The following is a 20,981-nucleotide window of genomic DNA, read 5'->3' as shown; positions in this document are numbered from 1 at the left end:
TCTTGGTCGGTGAGTTCATGACGACGTACCACACCACCATGATCCACCATCTAGCGATCTTTGAAGACGGACCCTAGAGGGCCCTGCACCTGATTCTGGCGAAAGGCTGTGGTCGTGAACTCGTACCTGCACAAGACCCTGGTGGTGGAGGTCCGGGCGGGCGTCACGGACCGCTTTCCCGTGCTCGCCCATCTGAGCTACACCCCCGACGACCCGTTCGCCGTCACCGTCGTCTTCAGCCATGACGGCCGGGTCCTGGCCCGGTGGCGGCTCGACCGCGAGATGCTGCTGGAGGGGCTGAGGCGCCCGGTCGGCTGCGGTGACGTGCGGCTGCGGCCCGAGGAGCGGGGCGCGGCACGGGAGCTGCGGATGGAGTTCTTCGGCGAGGCGCACGCCGACGGGAGCCGGCACCACGCGGTGGTGTTCGTGTGGGCCGAGGCCGTCGGGGAGTTCCTCACCGAGACCCACCGGATGGTCGCGCCGGGGTCCGAGAAGGTGCGGGTGGACGACTTCCTCGCCGACATCCTGGCCGGCAGCTGACGACCGGTTCGGATGGTCGCCGGGTCTCAGCGTGTGGTGTAGCGGTACCGGACCCACATGGGCAGCCCGAACCACCACAGCAGGTACCAGAAGACCACCCCGGCGACCAGGTAGGGCACGTAGCCGTCGCCCGTCGCCACCCGCAGGATCAGCAGCAGCGAGGCGCAGGTCGTGGCCAGCAGCAGCACCAGCCCGAGCAGCGTCATCCGGGCCGCCCACGTCACCGCCTGCGGTTTGATCCGCCGTCCGGAGACCAGCCGGTGCAGCGAGACGGGGCCGATGAGCACACCGGTGGCGCAGGCGCCCAGCACGACCGTGACGAGGTAGATCGTCTGGTCGGTGCCGGACAGGTCGTCGTACTTCGAGGTGAAGACGACCGTCAGCAGGAAGCCGAACAGGATCTGCACACCCATCTGGGCGACGCGGACCTCCTGGATCAGCTCGACCCACATCCGGTCCGCCCGCTCCTCCTCGGTCTCGTTGCGCCCTCTGCGCCTGACCCGGCCGTCCTCTGCGTCCGATGTGCCCGACACGGTGCCTCCCGGTGTGCGCCCAGTGTGCCTCTTCCTTCCCGCTCCTGCCCCGTCCGCGGCGGTCCTCCCGGGCGAAGCCCGGCTGGCCGGAACGGTTTGCCGGGGACCGGTCCGGTTACACGCCTGCGCGACGGCACCGACTTTCGAAGGGCATGGAGTTCATGACCGACACTCAGCTCACCGTGACGATCGACGGCGGCGGAGCGCACGACGCCCGCGCGGTCGTCCGGGCCCTCCAGCGCGCCTTCGGGGCGCCGGACGCCCCGGCCTCCGACGACCGGGCGACGGTCCACATGGCGACGTTCGCCTCGGAGGGCGACGCCGGGGGCGGGCGCGGCGAGGCCGGCCGGCTGTCGGCCCCGGTGAGCGTCACGGTGCAGGGCACCCCGCTCGCGGTGCGCCGGGCCCGTGACACCCTGGCCGGCGCGTTCACCACGCGCGACGCGGGCGCGGCCTCCGGGGACCAGGAACGCGAGTGGCAGCTGCGCCTCGAGCCCTGAGCGCCGCCGGCGGCTCTCCGCCGGGTCACACCTGTTCGGGGACGACGGCCACCGGGCACGCGGCGTGATGCAGCAGGGCGTGGGCCACCTGCCCGAACTGCAGGCCGCCCACCGGGCCGTGCCGCCGCCGCGCGCCCACGACCAGCAGATCGGCCTCCGAGGAGGCGTCCTGCAGGACCTTGTGGGGAACCCCTTCCACCGCCCGGGGGCGCACGTCCACCTTCGGGTGGTCGCGGCCGGGGTCCTGCAGCGCGTCGGCGAGCAGCGCCGAGGCGTGTTCCTCGTTCACGTCCGCGGCGTCGTCCGCGGTCAGCAGGTGGTCGAAGTGCTCGTGGGCGGGGCGGAGCCAGGCCCGTACGGCGTGCAGGACGCAGTCGCGCGCCTCCGCCTCGCGGAAGGCGAACCGCACGGCGGCCGAGCTCTGCCCGGGATCGCCGACACCGACCACGACACCGCCGGACACGCCCTGCCGGTTCCGCTCCTCGCCGCGCACCACGATCACCGGGCACACGGCGCGGGCGGCGACGGTGAGGCTCACCGAGCCCAGCAGCATCCCCGCGATGCCACCGCGTCCGCGTGAGCCCGCGACCACAGCGAAGGCGTCCTGAGCCGTGCGCAGCAGCGCGGACACCGCGTCCTCGGGCACGACCTCGGTGGACACCTCCAGCTCCGGGTTGCGCGAGCGGGCGCGCTCGGCGCCGGACGCCACGATGTGCTCGGCCATGACCTCTTCAGCGGGGCGGTCGGTGCCGAAGGACGGAGTCCGGCCCTCGTAGCGCTCCCACAAGGAGGCGTGCACGAGCCGCAGGGGCAGCCCGAGGCGTGTGGCCTCGTCCACGCCCCAGTCCACGGCCTCCAGGCTGGAGTCCGATCCGTCGACGCCCACGACCAGCGGGAGCACCATGGTCACCACCGCCTTCCTGCACCGGCCACCGCCCTTCCGGCCCCGGTGAACACCGCGTTGTGGCCCCTCTCAACACCGTCGCACCGCACGGGTCGGGTCGCGACACCTGGACGGGCTCGCGGACGAGGGCGGGGCCCGGGTTGCACCGCGCCGGTTCGGGGCGATCGTGGAGGTGTACGGCCGAGGACCTCAGGCGGGCTCCGCGCCCCAGGTCACGCCCCGGCCGGACGCACGGCACGAACCCGCCCCCGGCGAGGCCCGAGGAGCACCGCGGTGCCTGGTACCCCGCACACCGTCGGACGAGGTCCGCCGCACGGTGGTGTCCTACCTCTTCCCGGCCCCGAGCCACGGCATCCACGTGAGCGTCGACGAGGGAGTCGTCACCCTCGAGGGCCATGTCCGCGACACCTCGCCCATCCCGCTCGCCGTACGGCTGGTGCGTGGCGTGGAGGGCGTCGTGGACGTCGAAGCCCGGCTCACCGGCGAAGGGGCGCGCGGGGAGGGCGCGGCTCTCACGCTGACGGCCTGGCGGCCGGGTGCCGCCACGGTGCCGGTGGTCCCGGCGGTGCCCCGGTCAGCCCCTGCGCGCTCCGCTGCTTTCACGGATGCTGGAACGAGGAGAACAACGACGAGAAGGACGACCACGCACGGCCGCTCGTGATCGTCGCCGGCTTCCGAAGGGACCGGTCACCATGAGCACACACGTCACCTCCCCGCCGGCCGGTCCGGCGGGCCCGAAGGTGTATCCGGCCCGGCTGACCGCCCGGCTCGACGAGCCGCTGTCGCGCTGGCTGTGGCTGGTCAAATGGCTGCTCGCCCTCCCCCACCACATCGTGCTGCTGTTCCTGTGGGTGGCGGTCGTGGTGGTGAGCGTGGTGGCCTTCTTCGCGATCCTGTTCACCGGCCGCTACCCGCGGCCCCTGTTCGACTTCACCACCGGTGTACTGCGCTGGAACTGGCGTGTGGCGTACTACGCCTACGGCACGCTGGGCACCGACCGCTACCCGCCGTTCACCCTCGCCGACGTCCCCGACTACCCGGCCCACTGGGACCTGGAGTATCCCGGGCACCTCTCGCGCGGCCTCGTGCTGGTGAAGTGGTGGCTGCTGGTCCTGCCGCACTACCTGGTCCTGGGCTTCTTCCTCGGCGGAGCCCGCATGGCCTGGTTCAACGGCGGCCTCATCGGGCTGCTCACCCTGTTCGCCGGTATCGCCCTGGCCTTCACCGGGCTCTACCCGCGGGGTCTGTTCGACCTGCTGCTCGGCCTGAACCGCTGGGTGCTGCGGGTGGCCGCCTACGCGGCGCTGCTCACCGACGAGTACCCGCCCTTCCGCCTCGACCAGGGCGGCGAGGAACCGCAGACCGGGACGGAACCGCGGAGGACGTCATGACCGGTCGTGAGAAGGAGGACCGCCATGGTCCGCTATGCGTACGCGTTCAGTGAGGGCGGCCGGGACCAGGCCGACCTGCTGGGCGGCAAGGGCGCCAATCTGTGCGAGATGGCCCGGCTGGGGCTGCCCGTACCGCCCGGTTTCATCGTCAGCACCGAGGCCTGCCGCGCCTACCTCGCCACCGGCAGCGAGCCGGACGGACTGGCGGGCGCGATCCAGGAGCATCTGACCGCGCTGGAGCGGGCCGCGGGGCGGAGGCTGGGGCAGCCCGACGATCCGCTGCTGGTGTCGGTGCGCTCGGGTGCGCGGCATTCCATGCCCGGCATGATGGAGACGATCCTCGACATCGGTCTCAACGACGACTCGGTGCTGGGCCTGGCGAAGTCCGCCGGTGACGAGCGGTTCGCCTGGGACTCCTACCGCCGGCTGGTCCAGATGTTCGGCTCCACGGTGATGGGGGTCGACGGCGCCCTGTTCGACAGGGCCATGGAGGGCCTCAAGCAGGACGTGGGTGCCGAGGACGACCTGGGGCTGGGCGCGGTCGATCTGGCCGGCCTGGTGGAGACGTACAAGGAGCTGATCCTCCGGGAGACCGGCGAGGCCTTCCCGCAGTCCCCGGCCGAGCAGCTGCACCGGGCGGTGCTCGCCGTCTTCGAGTCGTGGAACGGCGAACGGGCGCGGCTGTACCGCAAGCGCGAGCACATCCCGGACGACCTCGGCACGGCCGTCACCGTGCAGACCATGGTCTTCGGAAACCTGGGCCCCGACTCCGGCAGCGGCGTCGCCTTCACCCGCGACCCGGCCACCGGTCGGCCCGGCGTGTACGGCGACTACCTGGCCAACGCGCAGGGCGAGGACGTCGTCGCGGGCATCCGCAACACCGTGCCGCTGGACGAGCTCGCCCGGATCGCCCCCGAGGCGTACGAGCAACTGCGCGGTCACATGGCGGCGTTGGAGGCGCACTACCGCGACCTGTGCGACATCGAGTTCACCATCGAACGCGGCCGGCTGTGGATGCTGCAGACCCGGGTGGGCAAGCGCACCGCGGAGGCCGCCTTCACCATCTCCGCCGCGGTGGCCGACGAGGGGCTCGTCACCGCCGACGAGGCGCTGACCCGGGTCCGCGGCGACCAGCTGGCCCGGCTGATGTTCCCCCGGTTCGACGCCTCCTCCGCCGGTGACCCGCTGGCACACGGCATCCCGGCCTCCCCCGGGGCCGCCGTCGGCGCGGCGGTGTTCGACTCCGCCGAGGCGGTCCGGCGGGCCGCCGCCGGGGAGAAGGTCGTCCTGGTCCGGAAGGAGACCACCCCGGACGACCTGCCCGGCATGGTCGCGGCCCGGGCGGTGCTCACCAGCCGCGGCGGCAAGACCAGTCACGCGGCCGTGGTCGCCCGCGGCATGGGCACGGTGTGCGTGTGCGGCGCCGAGGAGATCACCGTCGATCCGCAGCGCCGGTGCTTCACCGCCGGCGGCACCACCGTGGAGGAGGGCACGGTGATCTCCGTGGACGGCTCCGCGGGTGCCGTGTACCTGGGCGAGGTGCCACTGGTCGACTCGGCCGTGGCGCGGTACTTCGAGACCGGTGAGCGGGCGGACGCGCTGGTCGACGCCGTGGCACGGGCCATGGAGCACGCCGACGAGGTGCGCCGGCTGGGGGTCAGGGCGAACGCCGACACCCCGGAGGACGCGGCCCGCGCCCGCCGCTACGGGGCGGAGGGCATCGGTCTGTGCCGCACCGAGCACATGTTCCTCGGTGAGCGGAGGCGGCTGGTCGAGGCGATGATCCTGGCCCGCACCGACGAGGAGCGGGACCGTGCGCTCGGGGCGCTGCTGCCGCTGCAGCGGCAGGACTTCACCGGGATCCTGGAGGCGATGGACGGCCTGCCCGTCACCATCCGCCTGCTGGACCCGCCGCTGCACGAGTTCCTTCCCGACCGCACCGAACTGGCCGTGCGCCTCGCCGCCGACGAGGCACGCGGCATCCCGCCCAGCGAGCACGACGCGCAGCTGCTCGAGGCCGTCAACCGGATGCACGAGGAGAACCCGATGCTGGGTCTGCGCGGGGTGCGCCTCGGCCTGGTGACCCCGGGACTGGTCGGCATGCAGGTACGGGCGATCGCCGAGGCCGTGGTGGAGCGCAGGCGCGCGGGCGGGGACCCGCGGGCCGAGATCATGGTGCCGCTGGTCGACACCGTCGAGGAGCTGCGCCTGGTGCGCGAGGAGGTCGACCGTGTGCTGGCCGGCGTCTCCGCGGAGTCCGGGATGCCGCTCGACTGTCCGGTCGGCACGATGATCGAGCTGCCGAGGGCCGCGCTCACCGCCGGACTCATCGCCGAGGAGGCGGAGTTCTTCTCCTTCGGCACCAACGATCTGACCCAGACCACGTGGGGTTTCTCCCGCGACGACGTCGAGGCGGCCTTCTTCTCCGCCTATCTCGACAAGGGCGTCTTCTCGGTGTCCCCGTTCGAGACGATCGACCGTCAGGGCGTGGGTCGCCTGGTGCAGATCGCGGTCGCCGAGGGCCGCGCCGCCCGGCCCGGTCTGCAGCTCGGGGTGTGCGGCGAGCACGGCGGGGACCCGGATTCGGTGCACTTCTTCCACGCCGCCGGCCTCGACTACGTCTCCTGCTCCCCCTTCCGCGTCCCGGTCGCCCGCCTGGAGGCGGGACGTGCCGCACTGACCGCCGAGTGACACCCCCCTGGGTACAGCTGCCAGGGTGGGAGCCAGATACCCCCGGGGTACAACGAGAGGAGTCGGGAGCCGTGTTCTTCGTCGGCACCCTGGAGTTCGATGGCCTGGGCAACCGCAGCTACCTGGCCGGCGGCCCCGGTGCCGCGGTGGTGATCGACCCGCCGCGGGACATCGACCGGGTCATCGGCGCGGCGGCCCGCCACGGGGTGCGCATCGCCTTCGTGGCCGAGACCCATGTGCACAACGACTACGTCAGCGGCGGCCTGGAGCTGGCCCGCGTCACCGGCGCCCGCTACCTGGTGCCGGCCGGGGCGCAGGTGTCGTTCGACCGCACCCCCGTCGCCGACGGCGACACCGTGACGGTCGACGCGAGCCTTCGGCTGCGCGCGATCGCCACCCCCGGGCACACCCCGCACCACACCTCCTACGCCCTCGTCGAGGACGGGCGCGACGTGGCGGCGTTCACCGGCGGCTCCCTGCTCGTCGGTGCCGTGGGCCGCCCCGATCTGGTCGAGCCCCGGCTGACGGAGCGGCTGGCCCGCGCCCAGCACGCCTCCGCCCACCGGCTGGCCGACGAGCTGGACGACGAGGTGCAGGTGCTGCCCACCCACGGGTTCGGCAGCTTCTGCTCCTCCACCCAGGCCGAGGGGGACGCGACGACGATCGGCAAGGAACGCTCGACCAACGACGCGCTGAGCCTGGACGTCGACACCTTCGTCGCCCGGATGCTCGCCGGGCTGGACGACGTGCCCGCCTACTACGCGCACATGGGTCCGGTCAACGCCGAGGGCCCCGCGCCGGTCGACCTCACCCCGCCGAGGCGGGCGGACGCCGCGGAGCTCGCCGCCCGGCTGGCCGCCGGCGAGTGGGTGGTGGACCTGCGCAGCCGCACCGCATTCGCCGAGGGGCATGTGGCCGGGTCGTTCAACTTCGAGGGCGAGAGCAGGCTCGCCACCTACCTGGCCTGGCTGATCCCCTGGGGCAGGCCCGTCTCCCTCCTCGGGGAGACTCCGGAGCAGATCGGCGCCGCGCAGCGGGAGCTGGCACGGGTGGGCATCGACCGCCCGGCGGCCGCCGCGACCGGCGATCCGGCCGGCTGGATCCGGGACGGCGAACGGCTCGCCTCCTTCCGCCGCGCCCGCTTCGCCGAGCTCGCCGCCGCCCGTCGGCGCGGCGACGATTTCGTCGTGCTGGACGTGCGCCGGCGCTCGGAGCGCCGGGACGGCGGCATCGACGGCTCCGTCCACATCCCCGTCCACGAGCTGCACGGACGCCTCGGCGATGTGCCGGACGGGACGGTGTGGGTGCACTGCGCCACCGGGATGCGCGCGGCGATCGCCGCCTCGCTGCTGGACGCCGCCGGCCGTGACGTGGTCGCCGTCGACGACCGCTTCGACGCCGCCAGCGAGGCAGGGCTCACCCTCAGCCGCCCCGGCTAGCAAGCCCAGCGCAACAAACTCCCCCGGCAGCACGGACTGATGCGCGCCTCCCAACTCCACCTGCACGCAAGTTGCCTGGGACGGCAAGCGCCTCGCCGCACGGATCACCGGGACGCTGCTGCAGCGGGCCTTCGCCGTGGTGCTGGCGGTGGCGGCCGTCATGACCGACGCCCTCGCCTGAGAAGCTCGGGGAGCCCGAGGAGCCCGGGGAGCCTGAGAGTCCGACGATGCGCCGGACGCACGACCTGAGCGGCGCCGGCGGCCGGCGTGGCGCCGCGGCTCAGGCCAGGGACAGGAAGAGCTTCTCCAGCCGGGTGCGCATCTGCTCCCGGTCGCCGGAGGCGGCCAGGTCCGCGTCGGTCAGGCAGTGCTGCAGGCCGGTGGCGATGATCGCGAAACCGGCCTTGTCCAGGGCCCGGGACGCGGCGGCGAGCTGGGTGACCACGTCCTCGCAGTCCCGCCCCTGTCTCGCCCTGGTCGAAGGCCTCGCCGTGCCGGTTGAACGTGCGGTGGTCGTTCTCCGGGAAGACGGTGTCCTTGGTGTACTTGCCGGAGAGCAGTCCGGAGGCCAGCGGCACGCGGGCGATGATGCCGACCCCGGCCTCGCGGGCGGCGGGCAGCACCTCGCGCAGCGGCTTCATGCGGAACGGGTTGAGGATGATCTGCACACTGGCCACGTTCGGGCGGGCGATCGCCGCGAGCGCCTCGGCGCAGGTCTCCACGCTGACTCCGTAGGCGGCGATACGCTCCTCGGCCACCAGGGTGTCGAGGGCGTCGAAGACCTCGTCGCGGGAGTAGACGGGCGTCGGCGGGCAGTGCAGCTGCACCAGGTCGATCCGGTCGGCGCCGAGGTAGCGGCGTGACCGGTCGTTCCATGCGCGGAAGTTGGACAGGACGTAGTTCTCGGGGATCTGCTCGACGCGCCGGCCCATCTTGGTGGCGACCAGCACGTGCAGATCGGGGCGTCCGCCGAGGAACGAGGCGATGGTCTGCTCGCTGCGCCCGTCGCCGTAGACGTCGGCGGTGTCGAAGAAGGTGACGCCGGACTCGGCGGCGGCCTCCAGGACGGCGTGGGCCTGCTTGTCGTCGACGTCGCCCCAGTCCGCGCCGAGCTGCCAGGTGCCCAGACCGATGACGGAGGCGTGCTGGCCGGACCTGTGGAATGTGCGCTCTTCCATGGCCGTCAGTCTGTCACCGGTCCCGGCCGGACGCCGGTCGCGGCGGGTGACCGGCCGACGCGTCCCGCCGGACGCCGACCGCGCCCCGGTTCGCGCATTCGCGTCGGACGCCCGGCACGGAAGAACACAACTGCAGGGCGCAGCGCTGCTGCCCTTCCCCGCAGCTGGCTGAACCGCACCGCACCGCACGCAGCACCAGCACGCACTCGCACGTACTCCGGGAGCCACCCGCACATGACCGTCCGCAAGAACCAGGCCCTGCTGACCGCCGAGGAGAAGCGCCGGTTCGTCGCCGCGCTGCTCGAGCTCAAGCGCAGCGGCCGGGCGCCTGAACGCGCGGCGCCCGCCGCGGTCTTGGTGTCAGGCGCTCTCGGCGGTCCGGCACTCCGGGTGGCCCCAGCCGCGGTCGTTCCTGGCGATCGGCTCCCCGGCGGCGTAGGAGCGGCCGCACAGGCAGCGGCCGGGGAACTTCGCCTTGATGGTGCGTGAGGAGGATCCGGAGCGGGACCGGGACGTCCGGGCCGCGGTGCCGTTCTTGCGGCTGCCGCCGCGGCCCGGCGGGGTGTCGGGGGCGGGCGGCGGCTCGGGCGAGCCCAGCTCGCTCCCGGCGTCGCGCTGCTCGCTCGCGGCCTGGCTGGCGGCGCGGTCGGCGAAGTCGTTGAGCCGGTCGCCGTCGACCTGGTGGGCGGGCACGTAGCGGAACTCGACGGCGCGGCCCTGCAGCAGCTCGTCGATGCGGACCACCAGCTCCTGGTTGGCGACCGGCTTGCCGGCCGCCGTCTTCCAGCAGTTGCGCTTCCAGCCGGGCAGCCAGGTGGTGACGGCCTTCATGGCGTACTGCGAGTCCATGCGGACCTCGAGCGGCACGTCCGGATCGGTCGCCGCGAGCAGCCGCTCGAGAGCGGTGAGCTCGGCGACGTTGTTGGTGGCCTTCCCCAGCGCCCCCGCCTGCCAGCGGACCGGGGTCTCGGAGGAGTCGGCGATCACCCACGCCCAGCCGGCGGGTCCGGGGTTGCCCTTCGAGGCTCCGTCGCAGGCGGCCACAACACGTTCACGCATCCCCCGATCATGCCATGACCCGGGGAGGGCTCCCGGCGGAGCCCATGAGCCCGCGCCGGCCCCGGCGAACCGGTGACCGGCCCCCTCCGCGCCGCTCACACCTCGGTCATCGGGGGCATCTCGCCCTCGGTCTTCGTGGTGTCGATGACCGAGAAGGCGGCGCCCTGCGGGTCGGTCAGCGCGGCGAAGCGGCCGAACGGCGTGTCCATCGGGCCGAACTGCAGCACGCCGCCGAGCCCGGTGGCCTTCGACACGGCCTCGTCGCAGTCGGCGACGCCGTAGTAGACGTTGATGTAGGGCGGCACCTCGGGCGGGAAGTCGTCCCCCATCTCCATCCGGCCCAGCGCGGGCCGCTCACCGAGGTAGTACACCCGGAAGTCCATCGACTCGTCCTGCATCTGGCGGCTGGTGTAGCCGAAGACGGCCGGGAAGAACGCGTCGGACTTGGCGGGCTCGCGGGTGAAGACCTCCGCCCAGGCGAACGCGCCCGGCTTCCCCATCTCCGTCTCGAAGCCCTCGTGGCTGCCGGCCTGCCAGACGCCGAACACCGAACCGCCCGGGTCGCGGGCCAGGCACATCCAGCCGAAGTCGGCGACCTGCATCGGCTCCATCAGGATCTCGCCGCCGTTGTCGCGGATCTTCTGCGCGGTGCCGGCCGCGTCCGGCGAGGCCAGGTAAAGGCACCACTGCGACTTGCCCGCCTGCCCCGGCATGGGCGGGACCACCGCGGCGGCCGCCTTGCCGTTCGCGTAGGCCAGGGTGTAGTTGCCGTACTCCGACGACGACTCGCCGAAGGTCCAGCCGAGGACGTCGCCGTAGAACCGCTTGGCTCCCTCGACGTCGGTGAACATCGCGTCGGCCCAGCAAGGGGCACCCTCAGGTGACTCGGCCATGGTCCCGACCTTCCCTATGGGGGATGTCTATGGGGGATGTCGATATGGGGGATGTCTGTGGGGATCTCTCCGGTTTCTCACGCTAGTCACCCGCGGAGCGCCTCGCGCGCCGAGCCGCCGGTGACCGCGGGGCGCTTGTGAAAGAGCCGTCCTGAACGCCGTCTACCGCACTGGTCGCGGCTGTGCTTGCCTGGGGAGCCGTCGTGACCGGCCCGGGGCGGGGGTCTCTGTATGCGCAGGGTGTGGGTCGTGTTCGTGCTGCTGGCCGCCGCGTTGCTCGCCGGGTGCACCGACCCGTCGTCCGGCCCCGAGGCCGCGCCGCCCTCCGCGGAACCGCGGGCACCGTCCTCCACCACGCACCGGCGCCCCGCCGCGACGCCCGGCACGGCACCGCCGGCGAGCCGGCCGCCCGTGGTGCTGTACCTGGGGGACTCACTGGCGATGGAGAGCCAGCAGGTGCTGGGCGCCGAGCTGCGGCGGGAGCTGCGCGCCGAGTACACGAGCGCCCCGTACTCGGGCACCACGCTGTGCGACTACCTGGAGGGCACCGGCAAGCGGTCGCTGGTCCCCGCCCGGGACAAGGCCGCCGCCCTGGTGCGCAGGCTGCGGCCGGACCATGTGGTCCTGCAGTTCTGGGGCAACGCCTGGGGCTACACCTGGTGCATGGACGGCATCACCCACGCCGCGGAACCGAAGCGGTACTTCGCACGGTACGCGGCGGACGCGCGCCGGCTCACCGAGCAGATCCGCGCGGCGGGAGGGGGCGAGGGCCCCCGGATCGTGTGGGTGCTGCAGGGCCCCGACCCGATGACACCGGACCGGGTGCGCCGGGTGAACGCCCTGTACGAGCGGCGGGCGGCGGCCTCGGGCGACCTGGTGGCGGACGCGGGCCGCACGGTGAGCGCGCCGGGTGCCCGCTACTCCTGGACGCAGCACCTGCCGTGCACGGCCGCGGAACGCTCCCGTGCGGGCGACTGCACCCAGCCCGGCCGCGGCCGCACGGCCCTGCACCGCGACGACGACCACCTCCACTTCTGTCTGGCCCCGACCACGTCGACCCCGCGGCCGTGCCCGGTCCGCTCCCCCGGCATCGTGCGCATCACCGGGGAGATCACCCGGGTGATCGGTCAGGACAGGCGGGGCTGACGGGCGCGACGGGCGTGACCGGCCGGCCTTCCTCGCCTGCGCCGCGTGGCGGTCACCCGCCCGCGTACGCCTTCTCCAGCTCGGGGATGTCCAGCTTGTGCATCTGCAGCATGGCCTTCATCGCGCGGTCGGCCTTGGACTGGTCGGGGTCCTTGAGCATCTGGGTCAGCCGGACCGGGTTGACCTGCCAGGAGACTCCGAAGCGGTCCTTGAGCCATCCGCACGGCCCGTGCTCGCCGCCGCCCTCGACAAGCTTGTCCCAGTAGTAGTCGACCTCGGCCTGGTTCTCGCAGTCGATCTGGAAGGAGATCGCCTCGCTGAACTTGAACTCGGGCCCGCCGTTCAGGGCGATGAACTTCTGCCCGTTGAGCACGAACTCCACGGTCAGGACACTGCCCGCGGGGCCGGGGCCCGCCTCGGTGTAGCGCAAGGTGTCGCCGAGGCTGGAGTCCTTGAAGACGGAGACGTAGAAGTTCGCGGCCTCCTCGGCCTGGCCGTCGAACCAGAGACAGGTGGTGAAGCCCTTGGTGGTCATGGTTCCTCCTGGGGTGCGGCGCCGGTCGGCGCGGTTCACCTGTACCGACCGCCCGGCGGCCCGGAACTCATCGGCCACCGGCGGTTGTCGTCCGAACCCGGAGACGCTCTGCCCGTGGCGAATCTGCCGGGGGCAGAGAAACGGCCGGTGGGCGCCGTCCGCGGCCGACAGTGGAGCCGGGGCGCGCGGCACCGCCTCGGACCTGTCGCTGCAGGCCAAGGAGATGGTCCGGATCCGCTCGCAGGTGGAGGAGGTGCTGTCCCGGCACACCCGCCACGACGTGGAGACGCTGCGGGCGGACATGGACCGCGACAAGGTGTTCACCGCGCAGGAGGCCGTGTCCTACGGCCTGGCCGACGAGGTGCTGAGCCGGCGCCTCGTCATGGTGTGAGACGCCGGATGGTGTGAGGCGCCGGGCGGATCAACGTGGTACGGGCCGCCCGGCGCCCGCACCCGTCTCAGGCGGCCAGGCACAGCCCGTCGTGCGGGGACCGCGGCACCGCACGGTCGCGGGCTGTCCGGCGGGAGGTGATGCGGACCAGCTCGCCCTGGGCCCGCGCCAGCAGGTCGCCCAGGCTCAGACCGAGGGCCTGGGCGGCAGCCGCGAGGACCTCCGAGGAAGCCTCCTTGCGGCCCCGCTCCACCTCCGACAGGTACGGCATGGAGATCCGGGCGGCGTCGGCGACGTCCTTCAGCGTCCGCTCCTGCTCCTGCCGCTCCCGGCGCAGCACCTCACCCACCAGGTCCCGCCACAGCGGCTCCTTGGGAGCGGGGGCGGGGGCAGGGCCGGGCGGTGTGGCAGCCGGGGCGGAGAAGGGGCGTGGGGGCGCGGTCGCGGTGCGGGGCGGCCCCGGCTGCTCGCGGGGCGGGCGGTCCCGGCGCGTGGTCCGGGGGCGCAACGGGATGACGTGGGCGTGGTCGGGCGCTCGATCGGTCACCCTCTCAGCGTAGGAATCCCGGCCGCCGACGGAAGGCATTCCGCCCTGAGTGAAGCGCCGGTCTCCGGGCGGCCACCACCCGCGGCCCCGCCCGAGATGCCGGGTCGCACGGACGGCCCTACGCTGTGCCCTACGAAAACGGACGGCATGCATCGGAAGGCCGGGGGTACCCGGGGTCTCGCAGGTCCAGGCACACATGTTGGCCGTGACTTTCGTGGGGAGAGGAAATGGAGACCGCCGTGATCCGGGCGCAGGCGCAGGTCGATCAGAGCACCGAGGCCGCTACGGGTGACGGAGGTCTTCCCGGGGTCGCGGACCCGCGCAGCGTCGCTCCGCGCGACGCCAGGGAGCTGTCCCGCCAGTTCTTCCGTCGCCTGACGGAGCTGGAGGAGGGGACGCACGAGTACCAGTACGCGCGGAACACGCTGATCGAGATGAACATGTCGCTGGTGCGGTTCGCGGCCGGACGGTTCCGCGGCCGCGGCGACGACATGGAGGACATCGTCCAGACCGGCATGATCGGCCTGATCAAGGCCATCGACCGGTTCGAGCTGTCGCGCGAGGTCGAGTTCACCTCCTTCGCGCTGCCCTACATCGTGGGCGAGATCAAGCGGTTCTTCCGTGACACCACCTGGGCCGTGCATGTGCCGCGGCGGCTGCAGGAGCTGCGGGTGGAACTGGCCAAGGCCCGCGAGGAGCTGGCCAGCCGGCTGGACCGTGAGCCGACGGCCGCCGAGCTCGCCACGCTGATGAACATCACCGAGCAGCAGGTCGTCGAGGGCCAGATCGCCGCGAACGGCTACAACTCCTCCTCCCTGGACGCCGCCCTCACCGGTGACGGTCCGGAGAACGGTGAGGCGGTCCTCGCCGACTTCATCGGCGTGGAGGAGGAGGGGCTGCGGCTCGTCGAGGACTTCCACGCGCTGGCGCCGCTGATGGCGGAACTCAGCGAGCGCGACCGGCAGATCATCCACATGCGGTTCGTGGAGGAGGCCACCCAGGCGGAGATCGGCGAGCGCCTCGGCTGCTCCCAGATGCATGTGTCCCGCCTGATCAAGCGGATCATCACGCGGCTGCGCCAGGGGATGCTGGGCGAGCTGGGCTGCGCCTGAGCGACGCGGAGCCGCACGGCCGTCCGGGTGCCCTCACCGCGCGGGGAGGGCACCCGGCGCTCACCCGTCCCGGCCGGGAAGCCGCCCGGGCCGGGGTCAGGCGTGTCAGGCGTGTCAGGCGTGTCAGGCGTGTCAGGCGTGGTCGGTCACGCGTCGAAGTCGAGAACCGCGCGCACGCACTTGCCGACGGGCACCAGCTCCACACAGACGTTCCGGGCCAGCGCCTGCACGATCTCCAGCCCGTGCCGGCCGATGCGCTCGGGGTCGCGCGGGAAGACGCTGGGCGGCGTGGCGCAGCTGTCGTAGACGGACACCGTGAGCGAGGCGTCGGTGCCCTCCAGCTCCAGGATGTACGGGCCCTCGCTGTGCCGGTCGGCGTTGGTGACGAGCTCGCTCACCACGAGCAGTACGGCGCCGGTGACCCGCTCGTCGACGGTGGCACACCACTCGTTCCTGAGCTGATCGAGGAACTGCGCGGCGAACTCCCGCGCCTGGGCGATGCAGCCCGGCTCGCCGGTGAAGTGTGCCGCCCGCCGAAGCGGTTCCACGGGCACGTCGAAACCAGTCGGAATCACTGCACCGTCCAGGTGGTAGGTCATGCGTTTCTCTCTGGGAGCCGGCCGGACGCTCTGCACCTGTGCTCGTACCCCGACTCGTCCAAGGCAGTCCCCCCGGTCTGTGTTGGCCACAGCACAGCAGGGAACCCGGACAATCGTGGACGAACTGATGTCGGTGCGGTGTCTTGCGACCCTGCCCGTGGTGACGCTGGGCGGTGATGCCGTCGCTCACGTCAAGGACGCCGTCTTCGATCCGGCCGCCGAGCGGATCGCCGGCTTCACGCTCACCGGCCGGGCCCTCTGGTCGGGCCAGCTGCCCCAGGACCTGCCCTGGCCGGCGGTGTACTGCCTGGGCCGCGACGCGGTGATGGTGCGCGACCGTGACGCGCTGATCCGGCGGGCTTTGCGCGGGGAGACGGTGACGCCCTGGCGCGACGTGATCGCCGTGACGGAGGACCGGGTAGTGGTCCGCACGGACACGGGCGAGGAGGCCGGCACCGGCGAGACGGAACGAGGGACACGGCAGCGCGATCTGCTCGGCTGCCGGGTGCTCACCGAGACCGGCGAGGAACGCGGCACCGTGCTGGACGCGGCCCTCGACCCGGTCACCGGCCGCATCGAGACGATCCGCACCTCCCTGGCCGAACTGCGCGCCGACCGGATGCTGGGCCTCGGCGAATACGCCCTGGTGGTCCGCGCCGCCCGCGCCGACCGGATCTGAGCAGCGCCGGCGTCTTCGAGCGGACGTCCGCTGAATTGTCTGCGGCGAGCGCAGCCAACAGGTCGCGGAACTGGCGGACTTGGCGAAGTGCTGCGCCCGACGACTGGGGCCGGACCTCGCGGAGGCGGCGGTCGGCGGGGCGAGCGACTCCTGGTCTCCTTCGCCGAGAGTGGGCCGCGCGGTCGCCGCTGCGGGACCGGCGTCACGGTACGCACCGGCGCCGGACGATGTTCCCTGGACGCCCGGGGCGTCAGGACGACGGCGGCGGGGCCTCGTCGGTGCCGGGCTCGGGCGCGGTGTCGGACCCCTGCGGGGGCGGTTGCGAGGAGCCGGGGGCGGACGAGTCGCCGTCCTCGCCTCCTTCTTCGGTCGGCACCTCCTCGGACGGCGCCTCGTCGGTCGGGGACTCACCGGTGCCGGGCTCGGAGTCCGGGGCGGACGGCGAGGGTGAGCCGGACGGGCACTGCTCACCGGGCGGGCATCCGGACTCCTCGCCGGTGCCCTCGGTGGAGGGTGTGCCGGTGCCGTCCGAGGGGCTCGGCTTGCCCGGCGGACGGGTCGGCTTGTCCGCCTTGCCCTTGTCACCGCGCTCCCGCTCGAACCAGCTGTCCTTCTCCGGGTCGTAGACGACGAACTTCTCGACCGGTTCGGGCGCCGGTTCGACCACGACGACCTTGGCCGGGTCGTAGCCGGGCCAGCGGTCGCCGGTGTAGCGGGGGTCGGACTGCTCGACGGGTTCGGTCAGCGGGTTGCCGCAGGCGCAGCGGACCCGCGGCACCCCGCGGTCGTCGACCAGCACCGCGGTGCCCGCCTGGAGGACGGCCTGGTAGGGGATGGCGGCGCCGTCGCGGTAGCCGTGGTTGGTGACGCGGGTGTCCATGCGCAGCTGCAGCGGGGTGAGCGAGCGCAGGTGGTCGGGGACGCGGGAGGGCTCGAGGTCGAGCACGGAGGCGAACGCCTCGTTCTTGGCCGGGACGTCCTGGAGGTACTTGATCTGCTGTTCGACGTCGCAGGCGGCATTGTTGCGGGTGCCGCCGTACAGGCCGGGGCGTCCGCCCTCCACGACGCGCACCCCGCCGGGTGTGGCCGAGGCGGTGGGTGCGGACGGGGTGGCGGTCGGGGGGGCGCTGTCCTCGGCCGTCGACTCGGTGAACGGATCACGGCCCGGTGAATCGGCGGCCTGCAGGAAGACCTCGCCGCCGCCTCCGCCGCCGGCCTCCGTGCCGCCGTCGGAGCGGCCGAGCACCACGGCGAGGATCACGGCCGCCACCACGGCCACGGCGACCACCGAGATCCCGGCCACCGACTTCCACCACGGGCGGCGGCCCGGCTCCCGCGGCCCCTCGCCGCCCCCGCCGGCAGCGCTCCCGTCGCCACCGCCCGCGCCGGGCGGCTGGGAGGGCGGCCCGGACGAGGGCGGCTCGGAGGGCGGTCCGGACGAAGGCTGCTGGGACGAGGGGCCGGACGGTGGCGGCTGGGAGGGAGGATCGGACGACGGTGGTTCGGAGCGGCCCGGCAGGGGTCCGGAGGGGGGTCCGGTGGGTCGGCCGGAGTCCGGCGGTTCGACACTCACGAGCCCTTCTTCCCGCACGGGTCATCCCCGGGCAGTCACGCAGGGACGGTTGCGGTCATATTCATCTGATTCATCCCTTTTCTTCCGTTACGCGTTCATTGTGTGTGCGTGGGGTGCACCGCCCGCAAGCCGACGCGGACGGACCTCCCGGCAAGCGCCGTGCGCGGGCCCTGCTTAGCGTGACAGCGTGACTGCACGCACCACCCTCCCCGACCGGGCGGTCGCCCGCCACGGCTGGCTCCAGGCCCTGGCCACGGTGCTCGGCGGGCTGATCGCCATGGTCGTGGTGGCCACGCTGGGCTTGTGGGCGGCCGGGGCCGTGGATCTCCCGGACGGGTCGTTCCCCAGGGTGGTCGCGGCGACCGTGGTCACCGCGGTCGGCGGCACGGTGGAACTGTCCGGAGACGCGGGCTCGCTGGCCGGTGCCGAGGGCGGCCTGACGGTCATGCCGCTGTCCGTGACCCTCACCGGCGCGCTGGTGATCGGCTGGGGGTTCCTGCGGCCGCTGCGGCACCGTGCGGTGACGGGCGCCCCCGAGCTGGCGGGCTGGACGGCACGCTTCCTGGCGCTGTGGCTGATCGCCCTGCTCGCACTGGCCTGCACCGCCCGCCACACCTTCGAGATCTCCCTCGGCGAGGGAGCACTGAGCGACCTCGGGGACCTGCTGGGCATCCACCCGGAGATCGGCTTCGCCGCGAACGTGCCGCTGACCGTGCTGGTGGGCCTGGTCTGGCTGGCGGGCGTACTGCTGCTGGCCCTGATGGTGGCGCGCGGCGCCCCGCTGCCGGGCCGGCTGCTGCGCTTCCACACGACGGTGCGTCCCGCCGCGCACGCGATGGTGCAGCTGCTGCTCGCCTTCGTGGTCATCGGCCTGGTGATCGCGCTGGTGGTGGCCGCCACCCGGGACCATCCGTCCGAGACGTTCGCGGTGATCCTGCTCGGTCTGCCCAATGTCGTCTGGCTCGCCCTGACGATCGGGCTCGGCGCCACCTGGAACGGCAGGGTGAACGGGCCCTTCGGGCTGCCCATGCCCAAGCTGCTCGACGAGGTGCTGCGCACCCCCGACATCTCCACGCTCAACCTGGGCACGCTCGCCGAGCACGACGGCCGGGTGTGGTGGCTTCCGGTCGTCACCGGCGTGCTGCTGCTGACCGTGGCGTTCGTGATGGCGGCCGTGGCGCCGCCGCGGATCCGGGTCTGGCAGCACGCCGTGCACCTGGCGGTGGCGCTGGCGCTGACGGTGCTGATGATCTGCCTGGTGGGCCGCGTCTCCGCCCGGCTCGGCCTGTCCGTGCTCGGCATCGGCGATCTGGGCGAGGGACTGGCCGGTCAGGTGCTGCTCGATCCGCAGGTGTGGGGTGCGCTGGGGCTCGCGCTGCTGTGGGGGCTGGTCACCGGATTCCTGGGCGCGCTCCTGGCGCTGCTGCTGCAACGGCGGCGCGAGAAGCAGCACGTGGCCGCGTCCGCCGGCGCCGGGTGACCCGTCCGGACTACCGGGCCTGCGGCCCGAAGGCCGGGCGCGCCCAGTCCGGGGGCGGCTTCGGCCGACGGCCGGCCCCCGGTGCGGCCGGGCCCCCGGACGGCTGCGGGACGGCACCGCCCGGGCCGCCCGCGCTCTCCGCGGCGGCGTCGCGCAGCGCCACGACAAAGTCCCGGCAAGAGGCGTAACGGTCCTCAGGGCTCTTGGCCAAGGCCGTGGTGAATACGTCGTCGGCCTCGGGGGGCAGGCCGGGGCGGGCCTCGGTCACCGGCGGCGGAGGGTCGTACTGGTGGGCCCACAGCAGGGCCATGTCGTCCTCGCGGAGGAACGGCGGGTGCCCGGTGAGGGTCTCGTACACGACGCAGGCGAGGCCGTAGACGTCGCAGCGCGCGTCGACCGGGCGGCCGGAGATCTGCTCGGGGGCGACGTAGTCCAGGGTGCCGACGAACTGGCCCACCGTGGTGAAGCCGGTCAGGGACAGCGACTTCTTGGTCAGCCCGAAGTCGGTGAGATACACGTGCTCGGGGTGGTCGGTGTCGGTGCCGTGGGCGACCAGGATGTTGCCCGGTTTCACGTCCCGGTGCACCAGGGCGTGCTCATGGGCGGCGTCGAGCGCGGAGGCCACCTGGGCGGCGATGCGTACCGCGGTGGCGACCGGCAGCGGTCCCTCGCGGTCCAGCAGGCGGCGCAGGTCGCTGCCGTCGACGTAGCGCATGGCGATGTAGAGGACGCCCTCGGTCTCACCGGCCTCGAAGACGGGCACGATGTGCGGGTGGTCGATGGCCGCCGCGGTACGGGACTCATGGGTGAAGCGGCGGCGGAAGGTGTCGTTGCGGGCCAGGTCCGGGGCGAGCAGCTTCAGCGCGACGGTGCGGTCCAGACGGAGGTCGTGGGCGCGGTAGACGACGGCCATGCCGCCGCGGCCGATCTCGCGTTCGATGCGGTATCCGGCGATACGGCGCCCCGTCAGATCGGCCGGCCGCCCCGCGAACAGGCTGGTGTCCCCAGTCATGTCCCGTCACCCTCCGACCCGCCACGCCGGGTGCCCTCCGGGGGCACGACTCGGGTGGGCTCATCGGGCGCAGCCCGTTCCGGCTCCTCCGGCACCACCTCGGTGGGCTTCGCCGCCACCGGCCGACCGGGCTCCCCGCCCGCCACCTCGGTCGGCTCCTCCCCCACCATCTGAGCGGGCCCCTCCCCCGCACCCTTCGCCGGCTCCTCCGGCACCACCCCTTTCGGCTCCGCAGGAGCCTGCCCCTCCGGGACCACCTGAGTGGGCGGATGTGCGGGCGAGGGGGTCCCGGCGCCCGGCGCCGTGTCGACCGCGTGGGTGTGGAGGGCGGTGCCGTCCGTGTAGACCCAGCGCCCGTGGTCGGAGTCGTAGAGCCACAGGGAGTCGCCGTCGACGACGAGGCCGATGCGCAGCCCGCGGGTGCGGGCGCCGAAGGTCTCGCCGTCGAGGGTGCCGTCGGCCAGGTCGGTGACGGCGGCCCGGTAGCGGGCCAGGGTCTCCTCGGCGCGCAGCAGCAGCGGCCGGGGGTCGGCGGTGCGGGCCATCGGCGGGTCGGCGGCGGGCGGGTCCTGGGGCACGGCGAGCAGGCGGCGGGCGTCGACCCAGGCGGACCAGCCGTTGGAGCACAGCACATGGCCCCAGTCGCCCTGCCGCTGCAGCAGCTGCACCGGCAGCAGCGGGTCGAGCGGCACGCTGGGGCGGCCCGGGTCGGGGCTCTCCCAGGTGGGGAGTCCGCCGGTGGGGACGACGTGCGTGGGGCGGAAGCCGGGGCCGGTCAT

21 protein-coding genes and 3 pseudogenes are annotated in these 20,981 nt (G+C 73.2%); 13 read left to right on the top strand and 11 right to left on the bottom strand.

The genetic code is table 11. From position 1 onward, the window contains the following. The first annotated feature begins 114 nt into the window (after positions 1-114). Positions 115-540: an SsgA family sporulation/cell division regulator gene (locus ABD198_RS12330; protein ID WP_344000300.1), complete on the top strand. Its 426-nt coding sequence runs from the start codon at positions 115-117 to the stop codon at positions 538-540. Positions 541-566: 26 nt separating this feature from the next. Here ABD198_RS12330 and ABD198_RS12325 read toward each other — a convergent pair whose 3' ends face one another. Further along, positions 567-1,073: a DUF6328 family protein gene (locus tag ABD198_RS12325; protein WP_425580464.1), complete on the bottom strand. Its 507-nt coding sequence runs from the start codon at positions 1,071-1,073 to the stop codon at positions 567-569. A gap of 161 nt (positions 1,074-1,234) precedes the next feature. On the opposite strand from ABD198_RS12325, the gene ABD198_RS12320 reads away from it, so the two are divergent. Further along, a complete protein-coding gene (locus tag ABD198_RS12320) occupies positions 1,235-1,573 on the top strand; it encodes a hypothetical protein (RefSeq protein WP_344000298.1) in 339 nt (112 codons plus the stop codon). A gap of 25 nt (positions 1,574-1,598) precedes the next feature. On the opposite strand, the gene ABD198_RS12315 is transcribed toward ABD198_RS12320, so the two are convergent. Continuing rightward, entirely contained in the window at positions 1,599-2,477 is an 879-nt protein-coding gene (locus ABD198_RS12315) for a universal stress protein (RefSeq protein WP_344000320.1), read from the bottom strand. A 316-nt stretch (positions 2,478-2,793) separates the two neighbouring features. Between ABD198_RS12315 and ABD198_RS30705 the strand changes: the two genes are divergently transcribed. From ABD198_RS30705 to ABD198_RS12290, 5 genes and pseudogenes are all read left to right on the top strand, one after another. Next, the gene (locus ABD198_RS30705; protein WP_425580463.1) at positions 2,794-3,138 is read left to right on the top strand and encodes a BON domain-containing protein; all 345 of its coding nucleotides are present in this window, start codon (positions 2,794-2,796) and stop codon (positions 3,136-3,138) included. A 31-nt stretch (positions 3,139-3,169) separates the two neighbouring features. Continuing rightward, complete coding sequence (locus ABD198_RS12305; protein ID WP_344000295.1) at positions 3,170-3,868, top strand: DUF4389 domain-containing protein; 699 nt, start codon at positions 3,170-3,172, stop codon at positions 3,866-3,868. Between the two features lie 24 nt (positions 3,869-3,892). After that, positions 3,893-6,559 (top strand): pyruvate, phosphate dikinase, encoded by a 2,667-nt coding sequence (ppdK, locus tag ABD198_RS12300; protein ID WP_344000294.1) that lies wholly within the window; start codon positions 3,893-3,895, stop codon positions 6,557-6,559. A 71-nt stretch (positions 6,560-6,630) separates the two neighbouring features. After that, the gene (locus ABD198_RS12295) at positions 6,631-7,998 is read left to right on the top strand and encodes an MBL fold metallo-hydrolase (protein WP_344000293.1); all 1,368 of its coding nucleotides are present in this window, start codon (positions 6,631-6,633) and stop codon (positions 7,996-7,998) included. 73 nt (positions 7,999-8,071) lie between these two features. Continuing rightward, a pseudogene (locus ABD198_RS12290) lies at positions 8,072-8,179 on the top strand (sulfite exporter TauE/SafE family protein); the annotation flags it as partial. Here ABD198_RS12290 and ABD198_RS12280 read toward each other — a convergent pair. Next, entirely contained in the window at positions 8,157-9,176 is a 1,020-nt protein-coding gene (locus ABD198_RS12280) for an aldo/keto reductase (RefSeq protein WP_425580462.1), read from the bottom strand. The pseudogene ABD198_RS12290 and the gene ABD198_RS12280 overlap by 23 nt on opposite strands. Positions 9,177-9,410: 234 nt before the next feature. On the opposite strand from ABD198_RS12280, the pseudogene ABD198_RS12275 reads away from it, so the two are divergent. Further along, a pseudogene (locus tag ABD198_RS12275) lies at positions 9,411-9,500 on the top strand (tyrosinase family protein); the annotation flags it as partial. 36 nt (positions 9,501-9,536) lie between these two features. Here the strand turns inward: ABD198_RS12275 and ABD198_RS12270 are convergent. After that, positions 9,537-10,235, bottom strand: coding sequence for a ribonuclease H family protein (locus ABD198_RS12270; protein WP_344000291.1), 699 nt, complete (start codon positions 10,233-10,235; stop codon positions 9,537-9,539). Between the two features lie 95 nt (positions 10,236-10,330). Continuing rightward, positions 10,331-11,128 (bottom strand): VOC family protein, encoded by a 798-nt coding sequence (locus ABD198_RS12265; RefSeq protein ID WP_344000289.1) that lies wholly within the window; start codon positions 11,126-11,128, stop codon positions 10,331-10,333. Positions 11,129-11,359: 231 nt separating this feature from the next. On the opposite strand from ABD198_RS12265, the gene ABD198_RS12260 reads away from it, so the two are divergent. Continuing rightward, the gene (locus ABD198_RS12260; RefSeq protein ID WP_344000287.1) at positions 11,360-12,274 is read left to right on the top strand and encodes an SGNH/GDSL hydrolase family protein; all 915 of its coding nucleotides are present in this window, start codon (positions 11,360-11,362) and stop codon (positions 12,272-12,274) included. A 52-nt stretch (positions 12,275-12,326) separates the two neighbouring features. Here ABD198_RS12260 and ABD198_RS12255 read toward each other — a convergent pair whose 3' ends face one another. Next, on the bottom strand, positions 12,327-12,809 hold the full coding sequence (locus ABD198_RS12255) for a VOC family protein (RefSeq protein ID WP_344000285.1): 483 nt from the start codon (positions 12,807-12,809) through the stop codon (positions 12,327-12,329). Between the two features lie 178 nt (positions 12,810-12,987). Between ABD198_RS12255 and ABD198_RS12250 the strand changes: the two are divergent. After that, positions 12,988-13,200: pseudogene (locus tag ABD198_RS12250) on the top strand (ClpP family protease); the annotation flags it as partial. Positions 13,201-13,267: 67 nt separating this feature from the next. On the opposite strand, the gene ABD198_RS12245 reads toward ABD198_RS12250, so the two are convergent. Continuing rightward, the gene (locus tag ABD198_RS12245) at positions 13,268-13,747 is read right to left on the bottom strand and encodes a helix-turn-helix domain-containing protein (protein WP_344000283.1); all 480 of its coding nucleotides are present in this window, start codon (positions 13,745-13,747) and stop codon (positions 13,268-13,270) included. 227 nt (positions 13,748-13,974) lie between these two features. On the opposite strand from ABD198_RS12245, the gene ABD198_RS12240 reads away from it, so the two are divergent. Continuing rightward, entirely contained in the window at positions 13,975-14,859 is an 885-nt protein-coding gene (locus ABD198_RS12240; protein ID WP_344000281.1) for an RNA polymerase sigma factor SigF, read from the top strand. A 146-nt stretch (positions 14,860-15,005) separates the two neighbouring features. Here ABD198_RS12240 and ABD198_RS12235 read toward each other — a convergent pair whose 3' ends face one another. Continuing rightward, the gene (locus tag ABD198_RS12235) at positions 15,006-15,458 is read right to left on the bottom strand and encodes an ATP-binding protein (RefSeq protein WP_344000279.1); all 453 of its coding nucleotides are present in this window, start codon (positions 15,456-15,458) and stop codon (positions 15,006-15,008) included. A gap of 115 nt (positions 15,459-15,573) precedes the next feature. Here ABD198_RS12235 and ABD198_RS12230 point away from each other — a divergent pair, with 115 nt between their 5' ends. Next, entirely contained in the window at positions 15,574-16,137 is a 564-nt protein-coding gene (locus ABD198_RS12230; protein ID WP_344000277.1) for a PRC-barrel domain-containing protein, read from the top strand. A 250-nt stretch (positions 16,138-16,387) separates the two neighbouring features. Here ABD198_RS12230 and ABD198_RS12225 read toward each other — a convergent pair whose 3' ends face one another. After that, positions 16,388-17,710 (bottom strand): DUF6777 domain-containing protein, encoded by a 1,323-nt coding sequence (locus ABD198_RS12225; RefSeq protein ID WP_344000275.1) that lies wholly within the window; start codon positions 17,708-17,710, stop codon positions 16,388-16,390. A gap of 187 nt (positions 17,711-17,897) precedes the next feature. Between ABD198_RS12225 and ABD198_RS12220 the strand changes: the two genes are divergently transcribed. Next, the gene (locus tag ABD198_RS12220; RefSeq protein ID WP_344000273.1) at positions 17,898-19,190 is read left to right on the top strand and encodes a streptophobe family protein; all 1,293 of its coding nucleotides are present in this window, start codon (positions 17,898-17,900) and stop codon (positions 19,188-19,190) included. A gap of 10 nt (positions 19,191-19,200) precedes the next feature. On the opposite strand, the gene ABD198_RS12215 is transcribed toward ABD198_RS12220, so the two are convergent. Together ABD198_RS12215 and ABD198_RS12210 are read right to left on the bottom strand one after the other, a co-directional pair. Next, positions 19,201-20,202 carry a serine/threonine-protein kinase gene (locus tag ABD198_RS12215; protein WP_344000272.1) on the bottom strand — a complete coding sequence of 334 codons (1,002 nt, stop codon included), beginning with the start codon at positions 20,200-20,202 and terminating at the stop codon, positions 19,201-19,203. Further along, positions 20,199-20,981: a hypothetical protein gene (locus tag ABD198_RS12210; protein WP_344000270.1), complete on the bottom strand. Its 783-nt coding sequence runs from the start codon at positions 20,979-20,981 to the stop codon at positions 20,199-20,201. Before ABD198_RS12210 ends, ABD198_RS12215 begins: the two co-directional genes overlap by 4 nt.

Origin of the sequence: Streptomyces thermocarboxydovorans (genome assembly GCF_039524635.1) — a bacterium.
Lineage (GTDB): Bacteria > Actinomycetota > Actinomycetes > Streptomycetales > Streptomycetaceae > Streptomyces > Streptomyces thermocarboxydovorans.
This window is presented reverse-complemented; position numbering and strand designations above follow the sequence as displayed.